General features: G+C 47.3%; 23 protein-coding genes. 12 read left to right on the top strand and 11 right to left on the bottom strand.

Features of this window, described 5'->3' with window-relative positions:
• A complete protein-coding gene (locus ABD07_RS01395) occupies positions 1 to 1,404 on the bottom strand; it encodes a C13 family peptidase (protein ID WP_160816802.1) in 1,404 nt (467 codons plus the stop codon).
• 57 nt (positions 1,405 to 1,461) lie between these two features.
• Between ABD07_RS01395 and ABD07_RS01400 the strand changes: the two genes are divergently transcribed.
• Both ABD07_RS01400 and ABD07_RS01405 read left to right on the top strand, forming a co-directional pair.
• Entirely contained in the window at positions 1,462 to 1,773 is a 312-nt protein-coding gene (locus tag ABD07_RS01400) for a hypothetical protein (protein WP_160816803.1), read from the top strand.
• Positions 1,774 to 1,803: 30 nt separating this feature from the next.
• Positions 1,804 to 2,754 carry a chemotaxis protein gene (locus ABD07_RS01405; protein WP_160816804.1) on the top strand — a complete coding sequence of 317 codons (951 nt, stop codon included), beginning with the start codon at positions 1,804 to 1,806 and terminating at the stop codon, positions 2,752 to 2,754.
• Positions 2,755 to 2,954: 200 nt separating this feature from the next.
• Here ABD07_RS01405 and ABD07_RS01410 read toward each other — a convergent pair whose 3' ends face one another.
• The gene (locus ABD07_RS01410; RefSeq protein ID WP_160816805.1) at positions 2,955 to 4,124 is read right to left on the bottom strand and encodes a PEP-CTERM sorting domain-containing protein; all 1,170 of its coding nucleotides are present in this window, start codon (positions 4,122 to 4,124) and stop codon (positions 2,955 to 2,957) included.
• A gap of 876 nt (positions 4,125 to 5,000) precedes the next feature.
• On the opposite strand from ABD07_RS01410, the gene ABD07_RS01415 reads away from it, so the two are divergent.
• The gene (locus ABD07_RS01415; protein WP_160816806.1) at positions 5,001 to 5,528 is read left to right on the top strand and encodes a DUF3617 domain-containing protein; all 528 of its coding nucleotides are present in this window, start codon (positions 5,001 to 5,003) and stop codon (positions 5,526 to 5,528) included.
• A gap of 65 nt (positions 5,529 to 5,593) precedes the next feature.
• Here ABD07_RS01415 and ABD07_RS01420 read toward each other — a convergent pair whose 3' ends face one another.
• From ABD07_RS01420 to ABD07_RS01430, 3 genes are all read right to left on the bottom strand, one after another.
• Positions 5,594 to 6,226: a PEP-CTERM sorting domain-containing protein gene (locus ABD07_RS01420; protein WP_160816807.1), complete on the bottom strand. Its 633-nt coding sequence runs from the start codon at positions 6,224 to 6,226 to the stop codon at positions 5,594 to 5,596.
• A 1,080-nt stretch (positions 6,227 to 7,306) separates the two neighbouring features.
• Positions 7,307 to 7,528, bottom strand: coding sequence for a DUF2798 domain-containing protein (locus ABD07_RS01425; RefSeq protein ID WP_090319640.1), 222 nt, complete (start codon positions 7,526 to 7,528; stop codon positions 7,307 to 7,309).
• A gap of 79 nt (positions 7,529 to 7,607) precedes the next feature.
• On the bottom strand, positions 7,608 to 8,204 hold the full coding sequence (locus ABD07_RS01430) for a nucleoside deaminase (RefSeq protein ID WP_160816808.1): 597 nt from the start codon (positions 8,202 to 8,204) through the stop codon (positions 7,608 to 7,610).
• A gap of 221 nt (positions 8,205 to 8,425) precedes the next feature.
• On the opposite strand from ABD07_RS01430, the gene ABD07_RS01435 reads away from it, so the two are divergent.
• The 3 genes from ABD07_RS01435 (at position 8,426) to ABD07_RS01445 (ending at position 12,438) form a co-directional block, all read left to right on the top strand.
• Positions 8,426 to 10,324, top strand: coding sequence for an MFS transporter (locus tag ABD07_RS01435; protein WP_160816809.1), 1,899 nt, complete (start codon positions 8,426 to 8,428; stop codon positions 10,322 to 10,324).
• Positions 10,325 to 10,359: 35 nt separating this feature from the next.
• Entirely contained in the window at positions 10,360 to 12,069 is a 1,710-nt protein-coding gene (locus ABD07_RS01440) for a cation:proton antiporter domain-containing protein (RefSeq protein ID WP_160816810.1), read from the top strand.
• A 66-nt stretch (positions 12,070 to 12,135) separates the two neighbouring features.
• A complete protein-coding gene (locus ABD07_RS01445) occupies positions 12,136 to 12,438 on the top strand; it encodes a hypothetical protein (protein ID WP_160816811.1) in 303 nt (100 codons plus the stop codon).
• Here ABD07_RS01445 and ABD07_RS01450 read toward each other — a convergent pair.
• Positions 12,435 to 12,839, bottom strand: coding sequence for a hypothetical protein (locus ABD07_RS01450; protein WP_108698941.1), 405 nt, complete (start codon positions 12,837 to 12,839; stop codon positions 12,435 to 12,437). The two genes, ABD07_RS01445 and ABD07_RS01450, sit on opposite strands and share 4 nt — an antisense overlap.
• Positions 12,840 to 13,021: 182 nt before the next feature.
• On the opposite strand from ABD07_RS01450, the gene ABD07_RS01455 reads away from it, so the two are divergent.
• From ABD07_RS01455 to ABD07_RS01470, 4 genes are all read left to right on the top strand, one after another.
• Complete coding sequence (locus tag ABD07_RS01455) at positions 13,022 to 14,836, top strand: ABCB family ABC transporter ATP-binding protein/permease (protein WP_160816812.1); 1,815 nt, start codon at positions 13,022 to 13,024, stop codon at positions 14,834 to 14,836.
• Between the two features lie 233 nt (positions 14,837 to 15,069).
• The gene (motA, locus tag ABD07_RS01460; protein ID WP_090319663.1) at positions 15,070 to 15,930 is read left to right on the top strand and encodes a flagellar motor stator protein MotA; all 861 of its coding nucleotides are present in this window, start codon (positions 15,070 to 15,072) and stop codon (positions 15,928 to 15,930) included.
• 41 nt (positions 15,931 to 15,971) lie between these two features.
• Positions 15,972 to 16,883, top strand: a complete 912-nt coding sequence (motB, locus tag ABD07_RS01465; RefSeq protein ID WP_108698939.1) for a flagellar motor protein MotB — start codon at positions 15,972 to 15,974, stop codon at positions 16,881 to 16,883.
• 18 nt (positions 16,884 to 16,901) lie between these two features.
• The gene (locus ABD07_RS01470) at positions 16,902 to 17,663 is read left to right on the top strand and encodes a class I SAM-dependent methyltransferase (protein ID WP_160816813.1); all 762 of its coding nucleotides are present in this window, start codon (positions 16,902 to 16,904) and stop codon (positions 17,661 to 17,663) included.
• A gap of 10 nt (positions 17,664 to 17,673) precedes the next feature.
• Here the strand turns inward: ABD07_RS01470 and cysS are convergent, their stop codons facing one another.
• Positions 17,674 to 19,056 (bottom strand): cysteine--tRNA ligase, encoded by a 1,383-nt coding sequence (gene cysS / locus ABD07_RS01475; protein WP_160816814.1) that lies wholly within the window; start codon positions 19,054 to 19,056, stop codon positions 17,674 to 17,676.
• A gap of 142 nt (positions 19,057 to 19,198) precedes the next feature.
• Between cysS and ABD07_RS01480 the strand changes: the two genes are divergently transcribed.
• Together ABD07_RS01480 and ABD07_RS01485 are read left to right on the top strand one after the other, a co-directional pair.
• Positions 19,199 to 19,789 (top strand): peptidylprolyl isomerase, encoded by a 591-nt coding sequence (locus tag ABD07_RS01480; protein ID WP_108698936.1) that lies wholly within the window; start codon positions 19,199 to 19,201, stop codon positions 19,787 to 19,789.
• 29 nt (positions 19,790 to 19,818) lie between these two features.
• The gene (locus tag ABD07_RS01485; RefSeq protein ID WP_160816815.1) at positions 19,819 to 20,310 is read left to right on the top strand and encodes a peptidylprolyl isomerase; all 492 of its coding nucleotides are present in this window, start codon (positions 19,819 to 19,821) and stop codon (positions 20,308 to 20,310) included.
• 39 nt (positions 20,311 to 20,349) lie between these two features.
• Here ABD07_RS01485 and ABD07_RS01490 read toward each other — a convergent pair whose 3' ends face one another.
• The 4 genes from ABD07_RS01490 to ABD07_RS01505 form a co-directional block, all read right to left on the bottom strand.
• Positions 20,350 to 21,528 (bottom strand): O-succinylhomoserine sulfhydrylase, encoded by a 1,179-nt coding sequence (locus ABD07_RS01490; protein ID WP_160816816.1) that lies wholly within the window; start codon positions 21,526 to 21,528, stop codon positions 20,350 to 20,352.
• Between the two features lie 114 nt (positions 21,529 to 21,642).
• Positions 21,643 to 23,163: an amidophosphoribosyltransferase gene (purF, locus tag ABD07_RS01495; RefSeq protein ID WP_108698933.1), complete on the bottom strand. Its 1,521-nt coding sequence runs from the start codon at positions 23,161 to 23,163 to the stop codon at positions 21,643 to 21,645.
• A 37-nt stretch (positions 23,164 to 23,200) separates the two neighbouring features.
• Positions 23,201 to 23,707 (bottom strand): CvpA family protein, encoded by a 507-nt coding sequence (locus tag ABD07_RS01500; RefSeq protein WP_160816817.1) that lies wholly within the window; start codon positions 23,705 to 23,707, stop codon positions 23,201 to 23,203.
• Positions 23,708 to 23,772: 65 nt separating this feature from the next.
• Complete coding sequence (locus tag ABD07_RS01505) at positions 23,773 to 24,507, bottom strand: SPOR domain-containing protein (protein ID WP_160816818.1); 735 nt, start codon at positions 24,505 to 24,507, stop codon at positions 23,773 to 23,775.
• Positions 24,508 to 24,516 lie beyond the last annotated feature (9 nt).

Consider the following 24,516-nt stretch of genomic DNA (forward strand, 5'->3'; position numbering starts at 1 on the left):
TTAAGGAGCGGCGCTACTCACAATATCCCGCTCCAGCAATTTCAATTTTTCTTTCATCAAATTACCGATAAATAATTGCGGCTCCGATGGCGTAAGATTTTCGTAGAGTTCACGTTGCCGGATTTTTTCCATCGCCTGAATAAAGTGTTCAACGAACTGATAAGGCTTGTCTTCCAGATTCTTGAACAGCGCTTCGCCAAAATAAGTGTATTCATTTTCGTTTGCACAGCCAAATGAAGCCTTATCCGGCGCGGCTGCGGTAAAAATCAGACTGTATTCGTTTTGCAATGCCTTGATAAAACCGCCGGAGTAACACGCCGAAATTAAAATAATACGCCAGCGGATATCGGCGTCATCCAAATAGGCTCTGATATCTTCCGGGCGGATACTATTCAGATCAAGCGGCCACATTTGCACTGTAAGCTCATGATCCATCGATCCGTGGCTGGTCAGATAGAGCAATACTACGTCTTCGTCAGGATTCATTTTGCTGCCGATATGTTTTAACGCAATTCTCAGGTTCGTCGAAGATGCCAGCGGTGTTGTATCCAGTGTTTTTAGGTTATTAATCAATGCAACAGAGCGCCCCGATACGCCCAGGCGTTCGTCCATGACACGCTGTACATGCCCGACTTCCTTCATGAAAACATCCTGGGAGGAATCAGAACCAAACCCGACAAAGAAAAGATCATTGACGCCTGCAATACCGGGTTTTATCGGATCCAGCGCGTTGTTCAGCAGCCGGTATTGGCTGTAATAAACATGTTCCTGATTGACTTCAGACATCGCGCCGGCAGAATATGCGACCAATTCATGATCATCGTCATACCCTTCGTACCAGAAGCTGAACGATAGATTGACCAATGGATACGAGGCGCCCAGCCACAGCGCGGCGATCAAAGCAGCTTTGAGTTTGTTCCATTCCAGCAATTGCAGTGCGATATAAAAGCAAACCGCTAAAGCCCATGCGATAAAAGCAACATAACCGGCTACCAGGATCGTCACCGGCAAATAAGCTAAAAGAGCAAAAGAAATCAAATAAAGTGCTGGCAGAACGCAATAAGTTATAACCAGAATCCTGAGCAAATCGCTTTGGTTCCCGGTCAACTTCGCAAAAACATATCCCACTATCAGCGCCATCAATAACTTAACGCCAAGATAGCCCAGGCCGGACAGATCGAAAACAGGATTGGGTGTTGCGCCATACGAAACAGCCAATGCCGTGAGCGTATAAAAACCCAGCAGCAAAATAAACTGATCGTAAGAGACAGTTATCCGGTCGATCGCATTGCGGCGGAAAGTCAGTAATTGAATGCCGCAATAAAGATTCAGGAATAGTATCCGGAATTCCTTGATTAACGCCGGTTGCTTTGATTCTTTGGGAATGCTCGTATATACATCCATTCTTCTCTCCGGATAACGATCAATTACTACAGCGTGCTATGAACGGCATTAATCGATGTGAATATAGGTGCCGTGACAGCCGGTTCCGGCAAAATTACCGCTAAGTCTTATTGGGCCTACGTTCTATTAAATCATGAAAAAACAAGGAGAATAGGCTTTAATTCAGATAATCCGCTTGAAATAAAGTTCAGCCGCGCAATGACATGCTTCATGGACCTTGTAGTAGCGCTTTCAGCCTTACAGCAAAACGGATTTATGTTCAATCGGCAGGAAGTTCATGTGCTTGCTGAAAACGCAAAGAAGCGGGCATTTTATAGCGCTACTACCGTTTTTCCATTAAGAATCGATACGATACACTGTGCCCATTGATTCAAATTCTTTACTTGCGGAGCGTATTTTATGACCACAGCATTGCACGAAATTGACGAACGCACCAACTTGACTACCAATAATAAGTTTGAATTGTTGCTGTTCAGACTGGGCGAAGCCTCCAATAACGGTCAGCGTGAATTATTCGGTATCAATGTATTCAAAATTCGTGAAATTCTGGTCATGCCCGCCATCACCGAAATCGCCAATGCACCTCCTAACGTGATGGGCGTAGCCAATGTTCGCGGTCAAGTGATTACCGTGATCAACCTGCCTAAAGTTGTCGGCTGTACACCGAAAAAAGGACTCCCGATCATGCTGGTGACTGAGTATGCCCGCTCAACCCAGGCTTTCGCCGTCGAAGAAGTCAGTGAAATTGTGCGCTTGGAGTGGAATCAAGTAATCGCCGCGGAAGGCAAAGGCGGTAAACTGGTCACCAGTATAGCCCGTATCGACGGTAACACGGAAAACTCGCGGCTGGCGCAAGTATTGGATGTTGAACAGATACTGCGCGATGTGCTCCCTGCACAGATTGCAGAAATCTCACTCGATAAAATCGGCCCCGAGATCAAATTGCCCGATGGAAAAATCATCCTGGCTGCCGACGATTCGCCATTGGCGCGCAGTATGGTTGAGAATGAACTCAAAGCGCTCAATATTCCTTATGTCATGACCAAAACCGGACTGGAAGCCTGGAATCGTATTCAATCCATGTCGGAGGCTGCCGCAACCGAAGGTAAGACGATTCAGGATAAAGTCGCTCTAGTCCTGACCGATCTGGAAATGCCGGAAATGGATGGCTTCACACTGACCCGCAACATCAAGAGCGATCAACGTTTTAAATCAATCCCGGTCGTGATTCATTCTTCATTAACGGGCGAAACCAATGAAAAACACGTCAAATCGGTCGGCGCTGATGCTTATATCGCTAAATTTGTCGCGGAGGAATTAGCGGAAACAATCCGCAAAGCTTTGCAGTAAGCAGTATTTCCCGGCGATTTGCTGTTAATTGGAAGGGTAAATACACTGAAATCATTATTCAGCATCTTACCCTCTCATGGCCGTGATAAATCTACAGCAAAGTGAACACGATAGAGAATCACCCCTATCTATCGCGTTCAACTACCCACGATTGTTTTAACCATTCAGCACATCAAAGCGCACCGGTAAATACTGGCCGGCTAAATGGTTTGTTGCCCGCGGCGCAACATGAAACCCAGTAATCCCAATCCTGCTAACAGCATGGCGTAAGTTGCGGGTTCTGGCACTGCAACGATGGGAGAAAGCAAGAATGCACGCGAGCCACCGCCGGGTGCGCCTTCCAAATGTCCCCAACCGATGATCTGTCCGCGATTGTTGATGCCAACAGCCGAAAGCTCGCTCCATCCAGCCGCAACGACCGGAGCAAGCAGCGAAAGATCGGTTATTGTGCCTTCGCTATAGAGGAAAGCGCTGCGAATGCAATAGTCACAGTAACTGTTGATTCCCCCCACGACTTGCCCGATATCATTGACAGCATCCGCACGGCTGTAAATTGACGTACCTAGACCGGAGATATTTATGCCGCCCGCATCGGTGATAAATGCTTGAACAGACTGATAACCGATAAAGTCATCATAAAACCCGGAGAATCCAACGACTTGTCCTAAATTGTTAATCGCTCGCCCAATACTAATATTATCTGTTCCTCCGTTAAGGGTAGTTAAATCGGTCATTCCAACACCGTTTGCACCCGTAATAAAGGCATGCTGAACGGGTACATCCGAAATGGAAGATATTCCCGTTACTTGCCCTGAATCGTTGATGCTATAGGCCGTGCTGTAATCTCCGCTCAAAGTACCCAAATCGGTCATTCCCACGCCGTTCGGACCAGTGATAAACGCGTGATATGCGGCATTACCTGCTGTCGAAGACACCCCGACGACTTGCCCAAAATTGTTCACACCATAGGCAATACTGTAATCTCCACCCAAGGTACCCAAATCAGACATCCCCGCACCGTTCGGGCCAGTAATGAAAGCATGCAGGTCGCCTGTATCCGTAAAAGAATAACCGACTACCTGCCCGGCATTATTGATATCCGAAGCAAAGCTTCTGCCTCCGCCAAGGGTATCCAAATAACTCATTCCTACCCCATTGGCGCCGGTTATAAACGCACGATCCACTCCATTTCCATTACCCACTACTTGACCGGAATCGTTGATCGCTTGGGCAACACTGTATGTTCCGGCAAGAGTGCCCAGACCCATAATCGACCATTCCGCACTTGCAGTTGCTGGAATTGAAGCTGCCAAGATTCCGGTAAACAAGACTGCAATGTATTTAAGTCTTGAAAGATTATTATTGCTCATTATTATTCCCCTCGAGTAGATGTATTAACCTGCAGATGGGCCGATCATCAAAGTCAATCGTTAATCTTAGCTGACATAACAAATCTATTTTCTAAAGACTGTTTGCACTGACTTTGAGTACTATGCCGTTTGGAATAGTAATGTTCACTACTTTGAATAATGAGTCAGAATAGCGCCCAATTCACCCGCTATTTCTCAACTTATTAGCCACAATTCAGGCGGCACATAAGAAAAATAGCTCATTTATTTATTAAAAATGAGCTATTTATATTCATTTTTTCCTACACCATAAATTATCTCAATGACTAGAAAAAATGTAGTAATTTGATTACACCCATGTAAATTTTTATTATCATATTTATTTATTATACTTACATATCAATTATCTGAAGTTCAATTTTAAAGCATGGCATAGGATTTATCCGATCAAATATTAATTAACTTTCTAAGATCTTTAAATTTTATCGATAGTATTAGATACCTTCTGTGCGGTATCACACATAATCAGAAAGTTAATCTAACCACAGAATTTTGGAGAGTTTGATCAGAAATTTGCCGGCAGTATCAAGGCAAATCCAACCCCTGGGGTTGTCATTGATGCAAGATGATTCGAGGTATCGCGTTTCAATATCCTGCTTTGCACAGCTACATTTAGTAATCAATTCAATGCCAAAACTGACATAGTTCAATGAATCAGTCCGGCGCGGATAACGCTATCAATATCACGATCCACTCAAGTGATTAATCTTTAAATCAAATACATAAATATAACATCGATAGAAATTTCCGGTGATTTTTTCTATAGTCAGTTAAACTTACTAAAACTTAGAATTTGCAGACCACAAAATGATTTTAAAAAGAAAATGCGAAGGATTCATGCATCAAATTATTATTGCAATCTTATTTATACTGACGATAGCAACTCCCAGCATGGCGCATCAGCATATCCGCCCGGGGTTATGGGAAATCACCACCCGCTCCGATCTGTTGGCGCTCGTGCCGCATATTCCTTCGGAGCAGATGCAGCAGCTGCACGACCTCGCTAGCCGCTATGGTTTTAAATTACCAGAAATAGAAAACGGAGCGGCCGCAGCAAAAATCTGCATCACCCCGGAAATGGCCAAACAAGAAATTCCCGTGTATTTTTATGAAAATCGTTCCGGTTGCACGGTACAAAATGCAACGCGCAAGGGTAACAATTATCAGCTCGAGCTTGTTTGCTCAAACCAATATTTCCAAGGAAATGGGGTTGCACAAGGCACTTTCATCAATCCGGAAAGCTTTTCAGGAAATACCGAATTCGACAGTACCGTTGGCGGCACTCCGATGCATGCATCGGCAGAAACGCAGGGGCGCTGGATTGGCGAGCACTGTACTGCCGTCAATCCTTTAACCGTAAAGTAAAACAGAAAATTCTATTGAGAGATTTGTAATGAAATGGCTACATGCCATTCGCCGGGGGCGTGGACTTACAGTGCGTGCAATGTAATGGCTTGTTTTCTACGCCGTGCGATGAAACCGAGCAAAATCAATCCGGACAGCAACATGGCATAGACTTGCGGTTCTGGTACTGGAGAAATAGGCATATTAAACGCAGCACCGCCAAAAATAGCGACATCGCCCTTGGTTGAATTGGGATTATGCAGGCCAAGTTGCACAATTCTTAACGAATGTACGGCGGAATCCAGTTCGGTAACCACAAGAATTCTATTTCCCCCGCGGTACATATCATAAGTGCCGACATCAATACCATCCACAAAAAACTGCGCAAAGCCATCGTTATGATCCCCAGCCATGACGAAACCAACACTATTGCTGACTGCTGAAAATGAAGTTGCCGCTTGACTGGTTCCGGGTATGCCAGCGGCTGAATCATCAAACAACCACAATTCCCGTATTCCACGCCCGCCTGTCGGTCCATCGCCGGTGACCGTCCAATCGATCCCGCCTTTTCCGGCATTTCTATATTCAATAACCGGATTTCCATGGATACTCAAAGGATTTCCATTACGCTCGGCTGTAGTCAAAGGAATCCACTCCACGGAAAAAGCGGATACGTGCGAACTGAACAACAGCAGCGTGATTACTAAAATTCGTGTCATTTTCTATCTCCAAAAACAAACAATACAACGCAATCAGTGGTCAGCACATCAAACTTGAAAGAATTATCGCCTTATCTTAAATAAGAGCTAATAAATTAAATACTTAAAACTTTAACCTTATTCTAACCGCTTAAAAGCACAGTATAGGTTTGTTATTGTATTAAAACCATAAGCAATCATTCCCTTTTTGCTAGGACATCCATATCGTCTAATCCAGTACATTTGTAATGATGCCATAGCTATAGTAAGGATTATTAACTCGATACTTGAATTCAATTTCAAGAATAAAGAGGAATTTCCCTGCTATTTCTGGAAATCAAAACTCACTCGAACCAGGAAATCTTACTGAATGAGTGAATTGTACTCATTTCGATGACTGAATACCGGTCTTGATGCATAAAATGCGCCCCCCCGATTAAGTAAGTGTGAAACCTGAAAATTTGATTGGAACCTTGGGTATACTAATTTGCCCAATGTGGACAATCCATTTTATTTGGACGGTGTCGCGGTCCAAGCAAGATACGAATATTCGATAAACCAAACTATCCTCTTTTTTAAATGAAAATTATTTTGGAATTAATTATATTTATTGTTGTTTTAAATATTTTCTTCAAAATATTTGCAGAAATACTTGGCGGCATGATTAAAACAGGTATTTAGATTAACTAATTGCTGATGTATAGTTTCTAACCATATCAAAATAAAGTAAAAGTGAAAATAAAAAAGCCGGTGTTCTCAGCTTTACAGAACACCGGCAAAATATAAGGAGTAAAATTATAATGAATACGACTGATAGGCTTTATTTCTTTGATCAAGAATGATCAAAGAAATAAGTATGACACAGAAATATACTTCTTATTACAGTTTAATAGGTTGTGCTTTAATTCTAATGTATTTTCAGAAGATTCCACTCTGCACTTGAACCCAGTGGTATATTCATGATCGCAATAATCCTCCAGGCAAATGAGCAAAGGATGCGCATCCTACCAAGCCAATATAACAATGACTATTGGGAAATCTATTGTTTTTAATCATTAGATCCTGATACGGCAAGATATGATCACATTAATCTGATAAAGATCAATGCAGTATTGACTCCACTACACGCCGATACACCGGTGAAAGCAGCAACAACAGCGCAAACCCGATTGGAAAAGCAATACCCCATGAATACAGCCATTCTTCGACAAACGCCCCGGAAAAACCAAGATTCACTGCGGTGACAGTGGCCGAAACACAACCGGTCATGGTCGCCGACATAATAAAACAATACAGACAATGCGCTAGAAATTTTTGTTTCATGTCAGTTTATCTACTCATACCAAATGTTCAGAGCCGTGCGGTGCGATAAAGCCTGCAAAATCACGTAAAATATCATAATTTAACCGCCATGGTCCTGCTTGGCGCATAAGTGACTGTTATAAATTTCCCCGTGGTAACTTTGTAACACTCTCATTGCCTCCGGACGCATCACCTCCCGCGTCACGCGAATGCCATTTTGCTGCAACTCTGCTTCCCAGTTCAACGAGCGTGGCCCTTCGTTAAAACCGATCGCTTGCGCATCTTCGGAATGCGCGCCGCAGACAAGCGCAGCTACACCGCTCCATAACAACACGCCCAAACACTGGCAACACGGCTCTACGCTGGTTACCAGTTCGAATGAACCGTGACTGGCCAGCTCATAACTACCCAGCAATTGCTCGGCTAAAGCGAGTGCCATGACTTCCGCATGTAGCAATGAAGACTTTCCCGGCACAACCCAATTGACGCCGGGTGCAATGAGTTCATGTGTGCGCCGATCAAAAACAGCGGCGGCAAACGGTCCTCCGCCGTGCTGCACGTTGGTGCGCGCCAGATCGATAACCAGCGCCATGCGCTGGTTGATTTCAGGAAAAGTCTGCGGAATACCGGCAGCCCAAGTATTGAGCCAGTCCGGTATTGGCAGTTCGATAGTAGTCCAGTGTTTCACAACGCGCATTGAATAAAAATGCCTAGACTAGCAGATACAATTTGTTAGTCCAGAGTTCAGGCAAAATTTAACCGGTTTTGACTGAAAGCGCGAAACTTTTCAGCGCAACGAATCACAACTTGACAGCCCCTGACCGGATCAAGTCTACTATCAATCAGCTGTTTAAATTTATTGGTCCGCCCTGCTGCGAAGCATTTATCCCCAGTTGTCTATCATGAAGGAATCACGTGGTGTTCTCTGCACTTAAGAGTTTTAGTTTTGTGAGGTTTATCGGTTATTTGGCTTTTGCCGCAAGCTGGCTGGCATTTGCGTATTTCTTGGGCCGGTTGATCCCGGACCGGCAGTTGTGGTTCGCTTTATTAGTGACACTGTTATTCGGTTTGCCGATTTACGTTGCGGCAATTTATGCGGTGACGATTGAAAGAATTTATTTGTCCAGTCAATTCAAAAAATTGGGCATGCTGCACTGGTTTTTTACCCGGCGGATTCTATCGTACATCGGGTGGTTGTTGTGGTCGGTTGTCTTCGCTTTTTTACTGTTGTTTTATCTCGGTTCCGCTGAGAAACAGGAATGGATTGTATTTTTTGCCGCCATTCCGGTTTTTGCCCTCATTTATGCGGTTCTTTATCCCATCGCGGCGCGTGAATACAAGCCCTACATCGCTGTGCATAAAACGCTGGCCTGGTCGCGCTGGGCGGCTGCATTAACGATGGCGGTATTTTTTGTCCTATTGGTCAACCATAGCGATGTGAACCGCCAGTATGCCTCGTTAACGGAAGCCATTGCGCAGGAAAGCCAGCGGCTGGATGGCACCACAAACAGCATCTTGATCCTTGAAACCAACCGGCTGCTGGGTTTCATCGAAGGCATGAAACGTTACGCGCTGGGCAGTCTGCATTCATTCAACGACCTGCTTTATCTCGGCGCTGTTTTCTTCGGCAGCTTGCTGTTTTTTTATAATGTAGCGTTGGGAATTTCCAGCTTCATGGTGCCCCTATCGGAATACCGTCGTGTATTTGCGCCGCTGCAGGATAGCGATGAACCGCCCGTCGTCTCACCATGGGCGTGGGCGATCACTTCGGCATTTGCCACTTTTTTTGTTTTCTTTATCTATGTGCCGTCGACGGTTTATGTCGATGCCTGGCTGCGCTCCAATCCTGAGACTATCGAAGAGATACGCGCTTCACGGCAGGTTGCCATACAAAAAGTGGAAATGATCGGTGATGAATACTATAAGCCCGGAACCGCCGGGCAGATTGAACAAGCTTACCTCGATAGCCTTAGCAAAATGGAAGCATCGCTGGGAAAGCTGCGTGAAACCACCGGCACCGGTTTTCAACAAATGACCGATAACGTCGATGCCTATCTCGATTGGTATTACAGCCTGCCGGGCGAATATGAACGGATTGTGGCATTGGCAACCGGCGTGCTGGAAAATTGGATGGCTGAGAAACTGCAAAATTACCTCATGAAAGGCAATGTGTTCGGTCCGGTACAACAATCCATCGAGGAAGTTTTGCAAAGTAATCAGCAGTTACGCACCGAGCACATGCAGAAAGTGGAACAGATTCTGGCCGAGAATCGCGTTGAGCGGCTCGATAATTCTCAACTCGAAGTCGTCCGGCACGCTTCATTAAGCGCACTCAAGGAACCGCCGGCGCATAGCGTGATTGTGAATCTGGAAAACCGTATGCTGATTTCCGGCGGCATTGGCACCGCCGGTGCGATCACCGGCGCCATCGCCGGGAAAATCACCGCTAAAGTGGCTGGAAAAGGCATTATCAAGCTCGGCGCGCAAGCCCTGATCAAAGTAACTGCCGGTAAAGCAGTCAGTGCTTTAGGCGGCGCTGCGGCTGGTGCTGCGACGGGAGCTGCATTGGGATCGTTCATTCCCGGCATCGGCACGGCCATCGGCGCGGCTATCGGTGGTATCATTGGCGGTATTACCATTGGTTTGACCGTAGAGAAACTCCTGCTGATGCTGGAAGAAGCATTTTCACGTGAAGAATTTAAACTTCAAATTCTGGAAGCGATCGAAGAAGAACGCATCGAATTTGAAAAATTCTTGAACACACCGGCTTTGTCGGATAAAACTCCCGGCAACACCGTTACAATTGAAGCGCCCTGAAGTTCAAGCCAATAAACCATAACCTTGGGATTTGAATGGAACATAACGTTGCCCTGATCACGACGATTGCAGCCGGCTTTGGCTTGGCTTTGATTTTCGGCTTCATTGCCGAACGGCTTAAAACGCCCGCACTGGTAGGCTATTTACTGGCCGGGATTGCCATCAGCCCAACTACGCCAGGGTTTGTCGCTGATGTCGGCATTGCTTCGCAATTGTCGGAAATCGGTGTGATGCTGCTGATGTTCGGCGTCGGATTACACTTCTCACTGGATGACTTGCTGTCAGTCAAGCGCATCGCAGTCCCCGGTGCCATCGTGCAAATGGCCGTTGCAACCGGTCTGGGCATGGCCGTGGCTTCCTGGTGGGGCTGGACTCCCGGCGCCGGATTGGTGTTGGGTTTGTCACTATCCTGCGCCAGTACCGTCGTGCTGTTGAAAGCATTGGAATCGCGCGGCTTTTTGGAATCGATGAACGGGCGTATTGCCGTCGGCTGGCTGATTGTCGAAGACCTGGTCACGGTGCTGATCCTGGTGTTATTGCCGTCATTTTCGACCATGCTGGGCGGATCGAATGAAAACGCCGATGCCGGTGATCCTATATGGAAAACCATTGGAATCACATTGTTGCTGGTTTCCGCGTTTATCGCTTTGATGCTGATCGTGGGCCGCCGCTTCCTGCCTTGGCTGCTGTGGCAAGTCGCCCGCACCGGTTCGCGTGAAATGTTCACACTGGCGGTTGTCGCAGTCGCCATTTGTATCGCCTATGGCGCCGCCGCGTTGTTCAATGTGTCGTTTGCATTGGGCGCCTTCTTCGCCGGAATGGTAATGCGCGAATCCAAATTCAGCCAGCGCGCCGCCGAGGAATCATTGCCGTTACGCGATGCGTTTGCGGTGTTGTTTTTTGTTTCCGTCGGCATGTTGTTCGATCCGGCGGTATTAATCGAAGAACCGATGCGCGTCCTTGCAGTGGTCGCCATTATCATCGTCGGCAAATCGATGGCCGCCATGCTGCTGGTTCTTATTTTGCGTTACCCGCTCAATACCTCGCTGACGGTTGCCGCCAGCTTGGGGCAAATCGGCGAATTCTCCTTTATTCTGGCCGGATTGGGCTTATCGCTCGAGTTGATGCCGCCCGAAGGAATGAGCCTGGTGCTTGCTGGCGCATTAATTTCCATCGCTTTCAATCCGATTGCGTTTGCAGCGATTGATCCGTTTAGAAATTGGATCTTGAAACATTCCGCTTTAGCGCGCAAATATGAAAATCGCGACGATCCTTACGCGGAATTGCCGATGAGCACAGAGCGCAAGTTTCTGAAAGGGCAAGTGGTGCTGGTCGGTTACGGACATGTCGGTCAGCGTATTGCTCTGGCATTGAACGAGAAAAATATTCCGTACATTGTCGCGGAGCAAAATCGCGAGCTGGTGCAGGATTTACGTAAACAAGGCACTACCGCGGTATCCGGCGATGCCACGGAACCCTCCGTGCTGATCCAAGCACACATTAAGGATGCCGCTATGCTGGTTATCGCCACAGCAGATCCGTTGAATGTGCGGCAAATGATCGATACCGCGCGCACATTGAATCCGGATATTGAAATCGTATTACGCAGCCGCAGCGAGGATGAAACAAACCTATTGCGCAAAGATCAGATCGGCACGGTATTTTTTGGCGAGGAAGAACTTGCCAAAAGTATGTCGTATCACATCCTGAACCGGTTCAACACAAAATCGGAATCGGCATCGTAGCATCAGGTCTGATTGTTAAGTTTTAAACAGCTTTCCGTAAATTGAAATTCTTATGAGATTATTGCAATGACAGAACAACTGTATGCCGGTATCAATCACGATGAAAATGAAGGACTCACGCATTTAGGCCGCATCGTGCGTGACGCCTGGGTGTTTGGTATTCTGCCGGAAACGGAAACCTGCGAGGGTTGGAGCGGTTCGCAGATGCAGGCATTGTACGAGAAAGTCCACACTGCTTGGGAGCCCTACGCACACTTACCCAGCCGCTTGCCGGATGAACTGCGCGAGCGTCACGCACAGCTGTATTCCGAAGCGATAACGAAAGCCAAGGCGAAAGGCTGGGATACCGAGTTAAAAGACGACGATTAATTTCTCGCCGGGAAATGAATAATCCGCGCCGGACCCTCAAGCGTGGTTTTATTGACCAGCAGCTGCAACGCTGCAGGAAATTCACTTTGTAATCGCTTCATCACAGCCAGCATGTTCTCGCGGTAATACACGGCATCGTACGCAACCGGCTGATCCAATGCATCACGTGCTTGCCGGTTAAAATTCCGCCACGCGATATCGACCCAGCATTTACGTTCGCCATCAATGAATACAAATTCTTCATTGTCGACGATTGCCATATACTGCATGCTGCGGATGGGAACGAACAAATGCCGCGTCGGACAACGCGACAATAAGGTGATCGCCAGATTGTAAGTGCTTGCCGGCAAGTGACGCGCTTCCCGGCTGATTTCAAGATCTCGATAACAAGTGATTTCCATAATGAATGCGACACAACATATTAAAATTTCATCGGAATAGTGCTTTGTTCATACTCAATCCAACAACAAAAAGCAGAGTAACCGCACTTATGTTACCTTAATGCCGTAACGCAAAGAAACTCCATTTCCACAATCATTTTATATTCAGTTACTTCCATACTTTACATCGTTGATCGCTTCTGATGCGCCCCACCCGTCTTGAAAAACCTGCCGCCACGCGCAATAACCTGAAAACCATCGCCACACTATTGCCCTATTTATGGGAATTCAAAGTGCGGGTGATCTTGGCGCTCAGCTTGCTGGTATTGGCTAAACTGGCCAATGTCTCGGTACCGCTGGTTCTGAAGGAAATCGTCGACGCCCTGGATCAGCCGCGCGCGGAACTGGTGTTACCGGTTTTTTTGCTGATCGCTTATGGTGTTTTGCGATTGTGCAGCACTTTATTCGGTGAATTGCGTGACGCCATCTTTGCCAAAGTGACGCAACGGGCGATCCGGCGGGTTGCCAACAAGGTATTCAGCCATCTGCATTCACTGTCGCTGCGTTTTCATCTGGAACGCCAGACCGGCGGTGTTTCGCGCGATATTGAGCGCGGCACGCGCGGTATTTCCTTTTTACTGAATTTCATGCTGTTCAATATTCTGCCGACGCTGCTGGAAATCGGTTTGGTATTGGCCATCCTGATCAAGCAATACGATATCCGGTTTTCCATCATCATTTCCCTGACGCTGTTGGCTTATATCGTGCTCACTTTGATCGTCACCGAATGGCGCATGATTTTCCGCCGCACCATGAACAATATGGACTCCAAAGCCAATACCCAGGCCATCGATAGCTTGTTGAATTACGAAACAGTGAAATATTTCGGCAACGAAGCCTGGGAAGCGCGGCGCTACGACGAGCATTTGCAATCGTGGGAAAAGGCCGCCGTGCGCAACCAGACTTCACTGGCGACATTGAACGCCGGACAAAGCGCAATTATCGCAATCGGCGTTACTTTGCTGATGCTGCTGGCGGCTGATCAAGTCATCGACGGCGTCATGACATTGGGAGATTTGGTGCTGATCAATGCCTTTATGCTGCAACTGTATATGCCGCTGCATTTTCTCGGCTTTGTTTACCGCGAAATCAAACATTCGCTGGCTGATATGGAACGCATGTTCACGCTATTAGACGAGAATAAGGAAATTCAGGATAAACCGGATGCCCAAACACTCGATGCCGGTCATGCAACCATCCGCTTTCATCATGTCGACTTCAGCTATGAAAACAATCGTCAGATACTGTTCGATGTCAGTTTCGATATTCCCGCCGGGCAAAACATTGCCGTGGTCGGTCACAGCGGTTCCGGCAAATCGACACTGGCGCGCCTGCTGTTCCGTTTTTATGACGTGCAATCGGGATCTATTCAAATCAATGATCAGGACATTCGCGCGGTGACTCAGCAAAGCCTGCGCGCCGCGATGGGTATCGTGCCGCAGGATACCGTGCTGTTCAACGACAGTATTTATTACAACATCGCGTACGGACGGCCGGAAGCTACGCAGGAGGAAGTGTTTGCCGCCGCTCGTGCTGCCCATATCCATGATTTCATTGAAAGCCTACCGGAAAAATATGCCACGATTGTGGGCGAGCGCGGCTTGAAGCTATCCGGCGGTGAAAAACAGCGCGTCGCCATCGCTCGCACCATTCTGAAGAATCCAGTTATTTTGATTTTTGACGAAGCAACGTCGGCGCTCGACTCCAATTCCGAGAAGCGCATTCAGGCGGAACTGAAACGCATCGCACAAAACCGCACCACACTGACCATCGCGCACCGGCTATCCACGATCGCCGATGCCGATCAGATTCTAGTGATGGATCATGGCCGCATCATCGAACGCGGCACACATCAGCAGTTACTGGCAACCGGCGGCACGTATGCGCAGATGTGGGAATTACAACAGCAGGAAGAAATCGATCAACACACGCAAGAAAGCACTATTTCCGCATCATAATCAATCGTTATTCATACGAAAGCTATCTTTTGCATGAAGAAATCACAGCATCTTCTTGAACAACCTTACCTGTTGTTTCCGTGAAGGAAATCCGCAAGCAATGAAAAAACCCGGAAATACCGGGAAAAAACCGACCTTATCCCCAAGAATGAATTCCAAGGTGATGTGTTAACTTCTCACTCCAGAATTTGCCATCAAAAAATTGCGTAATTACATTCGAGGGAGTCATCGCAATGCTTGTATCCGTTGGTTATCTCATCATCATTATTTCTGTTTTTGGCGGTTTTGCACTGGCGGGCGGGCATCTTGCTTCGCTGTGGCAGCCGGTGGAATTGCTCATGATTGGCGGTGGCGCAGTGGGCGCGTTTGTCGTCGGCAACTCGAACAAAGCGCTCAAGGCCACGTTGAAAGCGTTACCGACCGTTTTCAAAGGCTCCAAATATACCAAAGCACTGTACATGGATTTGATGACGCTATTGTACGAAGTGCTTGGAAAAATCCGCAAAGAAGGCCTGATGTCAATTGAAGGCGATGTCGACGATCCCGCCAGCAGCCCTATTTTCACCAAATACCCGGATATTCTCGCCGATCACCACATCACCGAATTTATCACCGACTATTTACGCTTAATGGTCGGCGGCAACCTCAATTCGCTCGAAATCGAAAGTCTGATGGACAGTGAACTGGAAACGCACCACCAGGAAGGCGAAGTGCCGATTCATGTGGTCGCCAAACTCGGCGATGGGTTACCGGCTTTCGGCATTGTCGCTGCGGTGATGGGCGTGGTACATACGATGGAATCCGTGCACCTTCCGCCCTCCGAATTGGGCATTTTAATCGCGGCGGCGCTGGTCGGAACATTCCTGGGAATTTTATTGGCGTATGGATTCGTCAGTCCGCTGTCGAGCAAACTGGAACATAACCTTCATGAATCCAGCAAGATGTTTGAGTGCATCAAAATCACATTACTGGCCAATTTGAACGGTTATTCACCGGTTCTGGCCATTGAGTTTGGCCGCAAAGTGCTATTCACCACCGAAAGACCGTCTTTCTTGGAACTGGAAGAGCATGTCAAACAAAGTAAATCAAAATAACCGCTCCGGAATGATGATCTATTTGAATTGCGAGAATAATTATGGCTGATGATCTTTCACAACGCCCGATAGTCATCAAGCGAATCAAGAAAGTTGCCGGCGGTCACCATGGCGGCGCTTGGAAAATTGCGTACGCTGACTTTGTCACTGCCATGATGGCATTCTTCTTACTCATGTGGCTGCTAGGATCGTCCACCAAGAGTCAATTAGAAGGTATCTCGGAATATTTCAAAACACCACTCAAGGTCGCCATGACCGGCGGATCGTCCATAGGCGAAACCAGCAGCATACTGAAGGGTGGTGGCACCGATCTGACCCGTCAACACGGTGAAGTGAAAAAAGGTGAAATCAAAGACGATATTCAAGCCAAGAAAATCATCAAGGAGCGCATTGAGCGCATCAAATTGGAAGGGCTGAAGAAAAAAATCGAAGAAGCGGTTGAAAACAACCCTACATTGAAAAAATTCGCCAATCAGCTTTTACTCGATATCACGTCCGATGGCTTAAGAATTCAGATTGTCGATGAGCAAAATCGTCCCATGTTTGCACTGGGAAAAGCCGATTTACAGCCCTATACCAAAACCATTTTGCGCGAGATTGGCAAAATGCTCAATGATGTCGAGAACAAAGTCAGCCTCTCCGGCCATACCGACGGCAAACCTTTCCCTTCCGGGGACAAAGGTTACAGTAACTGGGAGTTATCGGCGGATCGTGCGAATGCTTCGCGCCGCGAGTTGATTATTGGCGGCATGGATACCAACAAGGTTCTGCAAGTGATCGGCTTGTCGTCCGCGGTATTGTTTGACAAGGAAGACCCTGTCAATCCGATCAACCGCAGGATCAGCATCGTCGTGATGAACGAAAAGGCCGAGAAAGCCGTGACGATGGATGGCCAAACCATTGATGTCGATATGCAGGCCGAACCGAGTAAAGAAATACTGCAAAATCCATAACTCACTTAATCACTTACCATGCTAAAACGAATCCATCCCGGCATTGTTGCATTAGCTGTTCAGATGATGACCATTCTGACGGTTTATCTGGTTATCCTGTCACAAGCTTTTCCCGGTTTGAGTGTATTTGAATGGAGCTTGGCGCAAGGACTATTGGCGGGATTATTCAGTTACTTCATCCGCATGCCGGTATGGTGGACTGCTATTCATTTGGGTTTCATACCACTGGTTGTCGTCGCATTGGCATTGAATATTTCCTCGACATGGTTCCTGGTATTTTTCCTCAGTCTATGGCTAATTTATGGAAAAACCTATAGAACCCAAGTACCGCTGTATCTTTCCAGTCAACGTGCCAATCAAGCATTGGAATCGCTACTGCCGGGAAAAGAGCGATTTTCTTTTGTCGATTTGGGCAGCGGGTGCGGCGGTCTATTGAATAATCTAGCCAGAACACACCAGAATGGCCAGTTTCACGGTATTGAATCAGCTCCCTTACCTTTCCTGATCAGCAAGTTAAGAAGTTTCTTGGGCGTGCCAAATTGCAATATCGTGTGGGGAGATTTCTGGCAGCAGGATTTCTCACAATACGATGTCGTATACGCTTATCTGTCGCCGGTGCCGATGGCGGCGTTATGGGAAAAGGCCGGGAAGGAAATGCGTCCGGGAAGTCTGCTGATCAGCAATACATTCACGATTCCCGGTGTGACAGCGGATAAAAGCATCAAACTCGATGATTTTTCCAATTCCACGCTATATCTGTGGAAAATTCAGGTTCCGTGAGATAGGTTCGCTAGGTGCGGCGCCAAGTCGTTCCCTGCGCACTGTCTTCAAGGATGATGCCTTGTTGTTGCAGGTTTTTACGAATCGCGTCGGCATCGGAATAGCGGCCTTCTTCACGCGCGCTGGTGCGCTGTTGAATCAGCAGTTCAATGTCATCCGGAGTCAGTGCATCCGCTGGGCCGGTAGCGATTGCATTTTGCAGATACTCTTGCGGATTCTGCTGCAAAAGACCGAGTAACCCTCCCAGTATTTTCAGTAGCCCGGCATTCTCTTGTGAGCCTGATTTATTGATATCGCTCGCCAAATCGAACAAAACGGCGATTGCGTCCGGCGTATTGAAGTCATCATCCATGGCCATTTTGAATCGCCGCGCGTAGGCATTATTCCAATCAAGCGCTATTGCATCAACCGGTCCGGCATCTTTGAGCGCGATATACAAACGATCCAGCGCAAGCTTAGTGTCTTTGAGATGTTGATCGGAATAATTCAATGGACTGCGATAGTGCGCGCGGAGAATAAAAAAACGCACCACTTCCGGCTGGTAAAATTTTAAAATCTCCCGGACAGTGAAGAAGTTACCCAAGGATTTCGACATCTTTTCGTTGTCGACGCGCACGAACCCATTATGCATCCAGTAATTGACAAAAGGATGATCATGCGCGCCTTCACTTTGCGCGATTTCATTCTCATGATGCGGGAACTGCAAATCCTGTCCGCCGCCATGAATATCGAAGTGAATGCCGAGTAACTGTTCGCTCATCGCGGAGCATTCGATGTGCCAGCCCGGACGCCCTTTGCCCCAAGGAGATTCCCAGGACGGCTCGCCCGGCTTAGCCGATTTCCACAGCACGAAATCCAGCGGGTCTTTTTTATTGGAATCGATCTCCACACGCTCACCGGCGCGCAGGTCGCTCAGTGATTTACCGGAAAGTTTTCCGTAACTGGGAAAATCATGCACGGAATAATACACATCGCCATTTTTCGCTGGATAAGCCAAACGTTTTTCCACTAGCGTGCTGATCATTGCGATCATATGCTGTACATAATCCGTCGCGCGCGGCTCGTGGTTCGGCAGTAAAACACCCAACGCGGCCGAATCCTCATTCATCGCCTGAATGAAGCGTTGTGTCAACGTTTCGATCGACTCATTGTTTTCCTGTGCACGCTTGATAATTTTGTCATCAATATCAGTCACATTGCGCACATAACTGACTGCAAAATCATTGGCTTTGAACCAGCGGATGACCGTATCGAAAACCACTAAAACTCGCGCGTGTCCCAAATGACAATAATCATAAACCGTCATACCGCACACATAAATTTTTACTTTTCCAGGCGTTATTGAAACAAAATCTTGTTTTTCCCGGGCGATTGAGTTATAAATTTTGAGCATAAGGTCAACAGATAAAATTGTAGAGTTAGCCATCTTCTTGATAGAATCTAGCCGTTCCCACGCTATTTGAAATAGCCTGCGAGTATAACATAACGTAGGCGCAACGCCCTTACCCGCTACTTGCCAATTAGGATACTTAACTATGCATCGCTGTCAAATTCTGATTTTTTCGTTGTTAATTGCATTGTGTTTGCCCGTTCATGCCGCAGAAACCCGGGTTGAAATGAAAACCAATTTGGGGAGTATCGTTCTCGAGCTTTACCCGGATAAAGCACCGAAAACTGTTGAGAATTTCCTGCAATATGTTGAAGATGGGTTTTACAAAAATACCGTATTTCACCGTGTGATTGCCGGCTTCATGATTCAAGGCGGCGGATTCGATACAGCATTGAAGCAAAAACCGGCGCGAGCGCCGATCCAAAACGAGGCCGATAACGGTTTGAAAAATGAACCCGGAACCATAGCGATGGCGCGTACTTCCGATCCGCACTCCGCATCCGCGCAATTTTTCATTAATGTCGCCAATAATGCATTCCTGAATTATAAAGCGCCGAGTCAGAATGGCTACGGATATGCGGTATTCGGTAAGGTGGTTTCCGGTATGGAAGTTGTCAACAAGATCGCATCGCTACCGACCGGATCCGGCGGACCTTTTGGCGGTGATGTCCCGAAAAGCAGCGTCATTATTGAAGATGTGATAAAACTGCCCGCACTCGAGAAAAATACGCAATAACAACAATCATCACTTTACATAGGATAAATATGGTCAGATTACAAACCAATTATGGTGTTATTACGCTTGAACTGGATAGCGAGAAAGCGCCGGAAACCGTACAGAATTTCTTAAATTACGTGGCCAGCGGATTTTACGACAACACATTGTTTCATCGTGTTATTGATGACTTTATGATTCAAGGTGGCGGATTCGAACCTGGAATGAAGCAAAAAAAGACTCAATCGCCTATTCAGAACGAAGCTGCCAACGGGCTTAAGAACGATGCGTATAGTATCGCGATGGCTCGCACGGCCGATGTTCACTCCGCGACGGCGCAATTCTTCATCAATGTCGCTAATAACGGCTTTTTGAATTACAAATCTTCAACGCCGCAAGGTTTCGGTTATTGCGTGTTCGGTAAAGTGATTGAAGGTCAGGATATCGTGGATAAAATCAAGAAAGTTAAAACCGGTGATCACGCAGGCCACCAGAATGTTCCGCTTGAAAATGTCATCATCGAGAAAGCCGAAGTGATTTAACCGCAATCCGGCAGCCGCTTATCGCCCTGACATAGCGCCTTATGTCAGCAATCCGCGCTGCAAATCAGCTTGCAGATCCTGCACCGCTTCAAGCCCCACCGCAATACGCAACAATCCATCGGTAATGCCGGCAGCATCCCGTGCTTCCTGACTGATACGCGCATGGGTTGTTGTGGCCGGGTGGGTCAGTGTGCTTTTCGCATCGCCCAGATTGGCGGTAATCGATATCAATCGCGTCGAATCGATGACACGCCAGGCGGCTTCCTTGCCGCCTTTCACTTCAAATGTCACAATCCCACCGCCGGATTTTTGCTGACGTTGTGCTAATGCATGTTGCGGATGCGAGGCTAAGCCGGGATAAAAAACACGCGTTACATGCGGTTGTGCTTCAAGCCATTGCGCCATCTGTAACGCATTTGACGAGTGCGCTTCTATGCGTAACTTGAGCGTTTCCAGCCCCTTCAGTATCACCCAGGCATTGAAGGCGCTGAGTGTCGGCCCGGCGGTACGCAGAAATCCATAGATTCCGCCATCCATCAACAATTCGCGCTTACCGAGCACAGCACCGCCCAATACTCTACCCTGCCCGTCCAAATATTTGGTCGCGGAATGAATCACGATGTCAGCGCCTAACTCTAGCGGCTTCTGCAAAATAGGGGTACAAAAACAATTATCGACCACCAGCCAAACGCCTGCTTTCTTGGCGATTTTACTCAGTTCCGCGATATCGGAGATTTCCGTTAACGGATTGGACGGTGTTTCCAGAAAAAACAGTTTGGTATTGGGTTGTATCGCGGCTTGCCATGACTGTGCATCGGTCGCCGATACGAAAGTTGTGTCGATATTGAAGCGTTTCAATATGTTATTGAATAAATTGACTGTTGCGCCAAATAAACTGCGCGATGCGACGATATGGTCGCCCGCCGACAATAGCCCCATCGTGCAGGCCAATATTGCCGACATGCCGGAAGAAGTTGCGATGCAGGCTTCGGCTCCTTCCAATGCGGCCAGCCGTTCTTCAAACGCAGTGACGGTGGGATTGGTGAACCTGGAATAGATGTTACCCGGCTCGTTGCCGGAAAATCGCGCAGCCGCTTGAGCAGCGCTCTCAAAAACGAAACTGGAAGTCAGATACATGGCTTCGGAGTGTTCGTTGAATTGACTGCGATGAACTCCGGTGTGGAGCGCCAGCGTTTCAGGCTGTAAATGATCAGACATAAGATGAACCTTGAGCGAAAACGATAGTAATAGAAATCAGAAAAAGTAGAAATTCAATGGCCAATAGCAAAACTCAAAATGACATGATGGTTATTGAATGCCCTGCTCAGTATGCTATTCGGAAAAAACCAAGCTCAAATCCAATTGCGTATTGAGTTTAGCCTGTAATACCGAATGATTGGAATTCCGCTGTAATTCCAGGGTTTGTAAATATTCGGGAGTAATATCCCCGGTTATGTAGTTACCGTTGAAACATGAAGTTTCAAAACTTTTAACCGCAGGCAATACTTTTGAGACAGCGTGATTCAATGCATCCAGGTCTTGAAAAATCAAGAAATCCGCGCCAATTTCATTACAAATTTCTTCTGTCGTGCGATCGGTCGCGATCAATTCCTGGCGTGTCGGCATGTCGATACCGTATACATTCGGATATCGCACCGGTGGAGCCGCGGAAGCAAAGTAAATTTTATTCGCACCCGCCTCGCGCGCCATCTGAACAATCTCCCGGCTTGTCGTGCCGCGCACGATGGAATCATCCACCAACATGACATTCTTGCCGCGAAATTCGATACTCATGGCATTCAGTTTTTGCCGCACGGATTTACGCCGTTGTTGCTGACCCGGCATGATGAAAGTGCGGCCGACATAGCGATTCTTGACAAACCCTTCACGAAAATCAATGCCTAAACTGTTGGCAAGCTGTAAGGCGCTGGGACGGCTGGAATCGGGAATCGGGATGACCACGTCAATGTCCAGATGATGCATGGTATTCCTGATTTTCTCGGCCAGATGCTCTCCCATGTTTAATCGTGTTTCGTAAACTGAGATGCCGTCAATGACAGAATCGGGCCGGGCTAAATAGACATATTCAAAAATGCAAGGATTCAACGACGCATTGGGGGCGCACTGTTTATTGTAGAAATTGCCGTCTTCATCGATAAAAATGGCTTCCCCGGGCTGTATATCGCGTATCAATTTAAAACCCAGCGTATCCAGCGCCACACTTTCCGATGCAATCAGGTATTCATTGCCCAATTCATTTTCTGCGGTACCGAAAACCAATGGCCGTATGCCATAAGGATCGCGAAAAGCTAACAATCCATACCCTGCGATCATCGCCACTACCGCATAAGCGCCTTTGCAGCGTTTATGAACACCGGCCACCGCAGCAAAAATAGTCGCGGGGTCGAGCTGGCAATTGCGCGTGCTTTCCTGCAACTCATGCGCCAGCACATTGAGCAGAACTTCCGAGTCGGAATTGGTGTTCACATGCCGCAGATCGGTTCTGAACAATTCTTGATTCAGTTGTTCCGCATTGGTTAAATTGCCGTTATGGCTTAATACGATCCCGAATGGGGAGTTGACATAAAAAGGCTGCGCCTCGGCTGATGAGTTAGCCGATCCGGCGGTCGGATAGCGCACATGTCCGATACCGATATTACCCGCCAATGCACGCATGTTTCTGGTGCGAAATACATCACGCACCAAACCCAAACCTTTATGCATGTGAAAAGTATTCCCTTGTGCTGTTACAATGCCGCTTGCATCCTGCCCGCGATGCTGCAACATGAGCAAACCATCATAAAGTAACTGATTGGCGGGTGATTTTGCAACAATGCCGAGAATTCCACACATAGAAATGCTCCGTTAATTTTGTTGTCCCTGGTCCATCTTAAAGATTTTCTTTTCGTTCAAAACTAATACGTTTTGACAGATCGGCCGGAAGCCAAGGTAACACTTGCAGTGCAATCGCTTCCAAAGGACGGCTCAAAACTGCTTGTTGCCAAAATACCTGATTTGGAATTGTCGTTAAGCCGGCGATTAAAGTCAGTAACGTTACAATCGCCAGCGCCCTTAAAAGGCCAAAAATAGAACCAAACAACCGGTCAATGAATCCCAGTCCGATACCTTTGATCAATGAAGTGAGCAACATAGTCCCCAGTGCAGTGATCAGCAATACCGCAAGAAACGTTAAAACAAAGGCAATCGAAATGCGCAATGTCTCACCGATAATTTCAACCGGTAAAAATTGTTCAAAAAACGATCCGTACGCACTGGCTACTATAAAAGCAACTACCCAACCGGCAATGGATAGCGTTTCCCGGACAAATCCCCGGAAAATGCTTAAAAGTATTGAAACAAGAAAAATACCGGAAACAACATAATCAAGCGCGGTCATCAGTTAAAATCAATCCAATTCTCGTTGATTCATAACAGAAAGATAGAAACCATTCCATTATCAGCTTATTTGGGAGCCACTACGCCGTCCAGTCCAATCTTTTTTAGTTTCTTTAATTCGGCTTCCGCAGCACTTCGTGTCGTGAAAGGACCGATGCGCACGCGCGTCACCTCATTGTGATCGACTTTCAGCGTTTCAGTGTAGGCTTTAAACCCGCTCGATAATAGATTGGTATGCTGTTGCTTGGCTTTCGCCTGATCGGAAAATGCGCCCAGTTGCACGACAAACGCTTTAGCTGCATCCGCCGGTACCGCTACAGATGCTGCGGCGGACGGGCTTGCTGAGGTTGCCGCAGGCGCGGGAGCTGGGGCAGGTACAGCTGCTGGTGTATTTGCTGCAACGCTGTTTTTCACTTCAGGGGCAACGGCTACCGAACGCCGGTCAAATCTTGGTTTAATGCCTGGAATTGGAATGCGCTTCTGTTCGTTTGACATTCCGGAGAATTCATCATGCTGCTGCGAACCCGCTTTATATTTGCCGGGTAACTCAGGCGATGCCTCATCGTCGATGCCGGGAAATTCATTATTCACAGGCTCTTCTTTAAGCGTCAAATTATTTTTGTTGCTCTTAGCCGCCGGCAAATTGATAGCGATTTCCTGTTTTTCACTTTCGCCTTTTGGCTCATCGAATATAGCCGGTAATATAATCACAGCAGCAAGTACCAGTATGATAGCGCCAACCAGACGCCGCCTTGCGCGTTTCCTGAGTAATAATTCTTCTTCACTGATATTTTTATTCATTTGAAATAG

This window comes from Nitrosomonas oligotropha (assembly GCF_009833085.1).
Taxonomy (GTDB): Bacteria; Pseudomonadota; Gammaproteobacteria; order Burkholderiales; family Nitrosomonadaceae; genus Nitrosomonas; species Nitrosomonas oligotropha.

Bases quoted from the DNA above. Each gene is read 5' to 3' on its own strand.
- ABD07_RS01395 (WP_160816802.1), bottom strand. From the start codon at position 1,404: ATGGATGTATATACGAGCATTCCCAAAGAATCAAAGCAACCGGCGTTA.
- ABD07_RS01405 (WP_160816804.1), top strand. From the start codon at position 1,804: ATGACCACAGCATTGCACGAAATTGACGAACGCACCAACTTGACTACC.
- ABD07_RS01410 (WP_160816805.1), bottom strand. From the start codon at position 4,124: ATGAGCAATAATAATCTTTCAAGACTTAAATACATTGCAGTCTTGTTT.
- ABD07_RS01415 (WP_160816806.1), top strand. From the start codon at position 5,001: ATGCATCAAATTATTATTGCAATCTTATTTATACTGACGATAGCAACT.
- ABD07_RS01420 (WP_160816807.1), bottom strand. From the start codon at position 6,226: ATGACACGAATTTTAGTAATCACGCTGCTGTTGTTCAGTTCGCACGTA.
- ABD07_RS01425 (WP_090319640.1), bottom strand. From the start codon at position 7,528: ATGAAACAAAAATTTCTAGCGCATTGTCTGTATTGTTTTATTATGTCG.
- ABD07_RS01430 (WP_160816808.1), bottom strand. From the start codon at position 8,204: ATGCGCGTTGTGAAACACTGGACTACTATCGAACTGCCAATACCGGAC.
- ABD07_RS01440 (WP_160816810.1), top strand. From the start codon at position 10,360: ATGGAACATAACGTTGCCCTGATCACGACGATTGCAGCCGGCTTTGGC.
- ABD07_RS01445 (WP_160816811.1), top strand. From the start codon at position 12,136: ATGACAGAACAACTGTATGCCGGTATCAATCACGATGAAAATGAAGGA.
- ABD07_RS01450 (WP_108698941.1), bottom strand. From the start codon at position 12,839: ATGGAAATCACTTGTTATCGAGATCTTGAAATCAGCCGGGAAGCGCGT.
- ABD07_RS01455 (WP_160816812.1), top strand. From the start codon at position 13,022: ATGCGCCCCACCCGTCTTGAAAAACCTGCCGCCACGCGCAATAACCTG.
- motA (WP_090319663.1), top strand. From the start codon at position 15,070: ATGCTTGTATCCGTTGGTTATCTCATCATCATTATTTCTGTTTTTGGC.
- motB (WP_108698939.1), top strand. From the start codon at position 15,972: ATGGCTGATGATCTTTCACAACGCCCGATAGTCATCAAGCGAATCAAG.
- ABD07_RS01470 (WP_160816813.1), top strand. From the start codon at position 16,902: ATGCTAAAACGAATCCATCCCGGCATTGTTGCATTAGCTGTTCAGATG.
- cysS (WP_160816814.1), bottom strand. From the start codon at position 19,056: ATGCTCAAAATTTATAACTCAATCGCCCGGGAAAAACAAGATTTTGTT.
- ABD07_RS01480 (WP_108698936.1), top strand. From the start codon at position 19,199: ATGCATCGCTGTCAAATTCTGATTTTTTCGTTGTTAATTGCATTGTGT.
- ABD07_RS01485 (WP_160816815.1), top strand. From the start codon at position 19,819: ATGGTCAGATTACAAACCAATTATGGTGTTATTACGCTTGAACTGGAT.
- ABD07_RS01490 (WP_160816816.1), bottom strand. From the start codon at position 21,528: ATGTCTGATCATTTACAGCCTGAAACGCTGGCGCTCCACACCGGAGTT.
- purF (WP_108698933.1), bottom strand. From the start codon at position 23,163: ATGTGTGGAATTCTCGGCATTGTTGCAAAATCACCCGCCAATCAGTTA.
- ABD07_RS01500 (WP_160816817.1), bottom strand. From the start codon at position 23,707: ATGACCGCGCTTGATTATGTTGTTTCCGGTATTTTTCTTGTTTCAATA.
- ABD07_RS01505 (WP_160816818.1), bottom strand. From the start codon at position 24,507: ATGAATAAAAATATCAGTGAAGAAGAATTATTACTCAGGAAACGCGCA.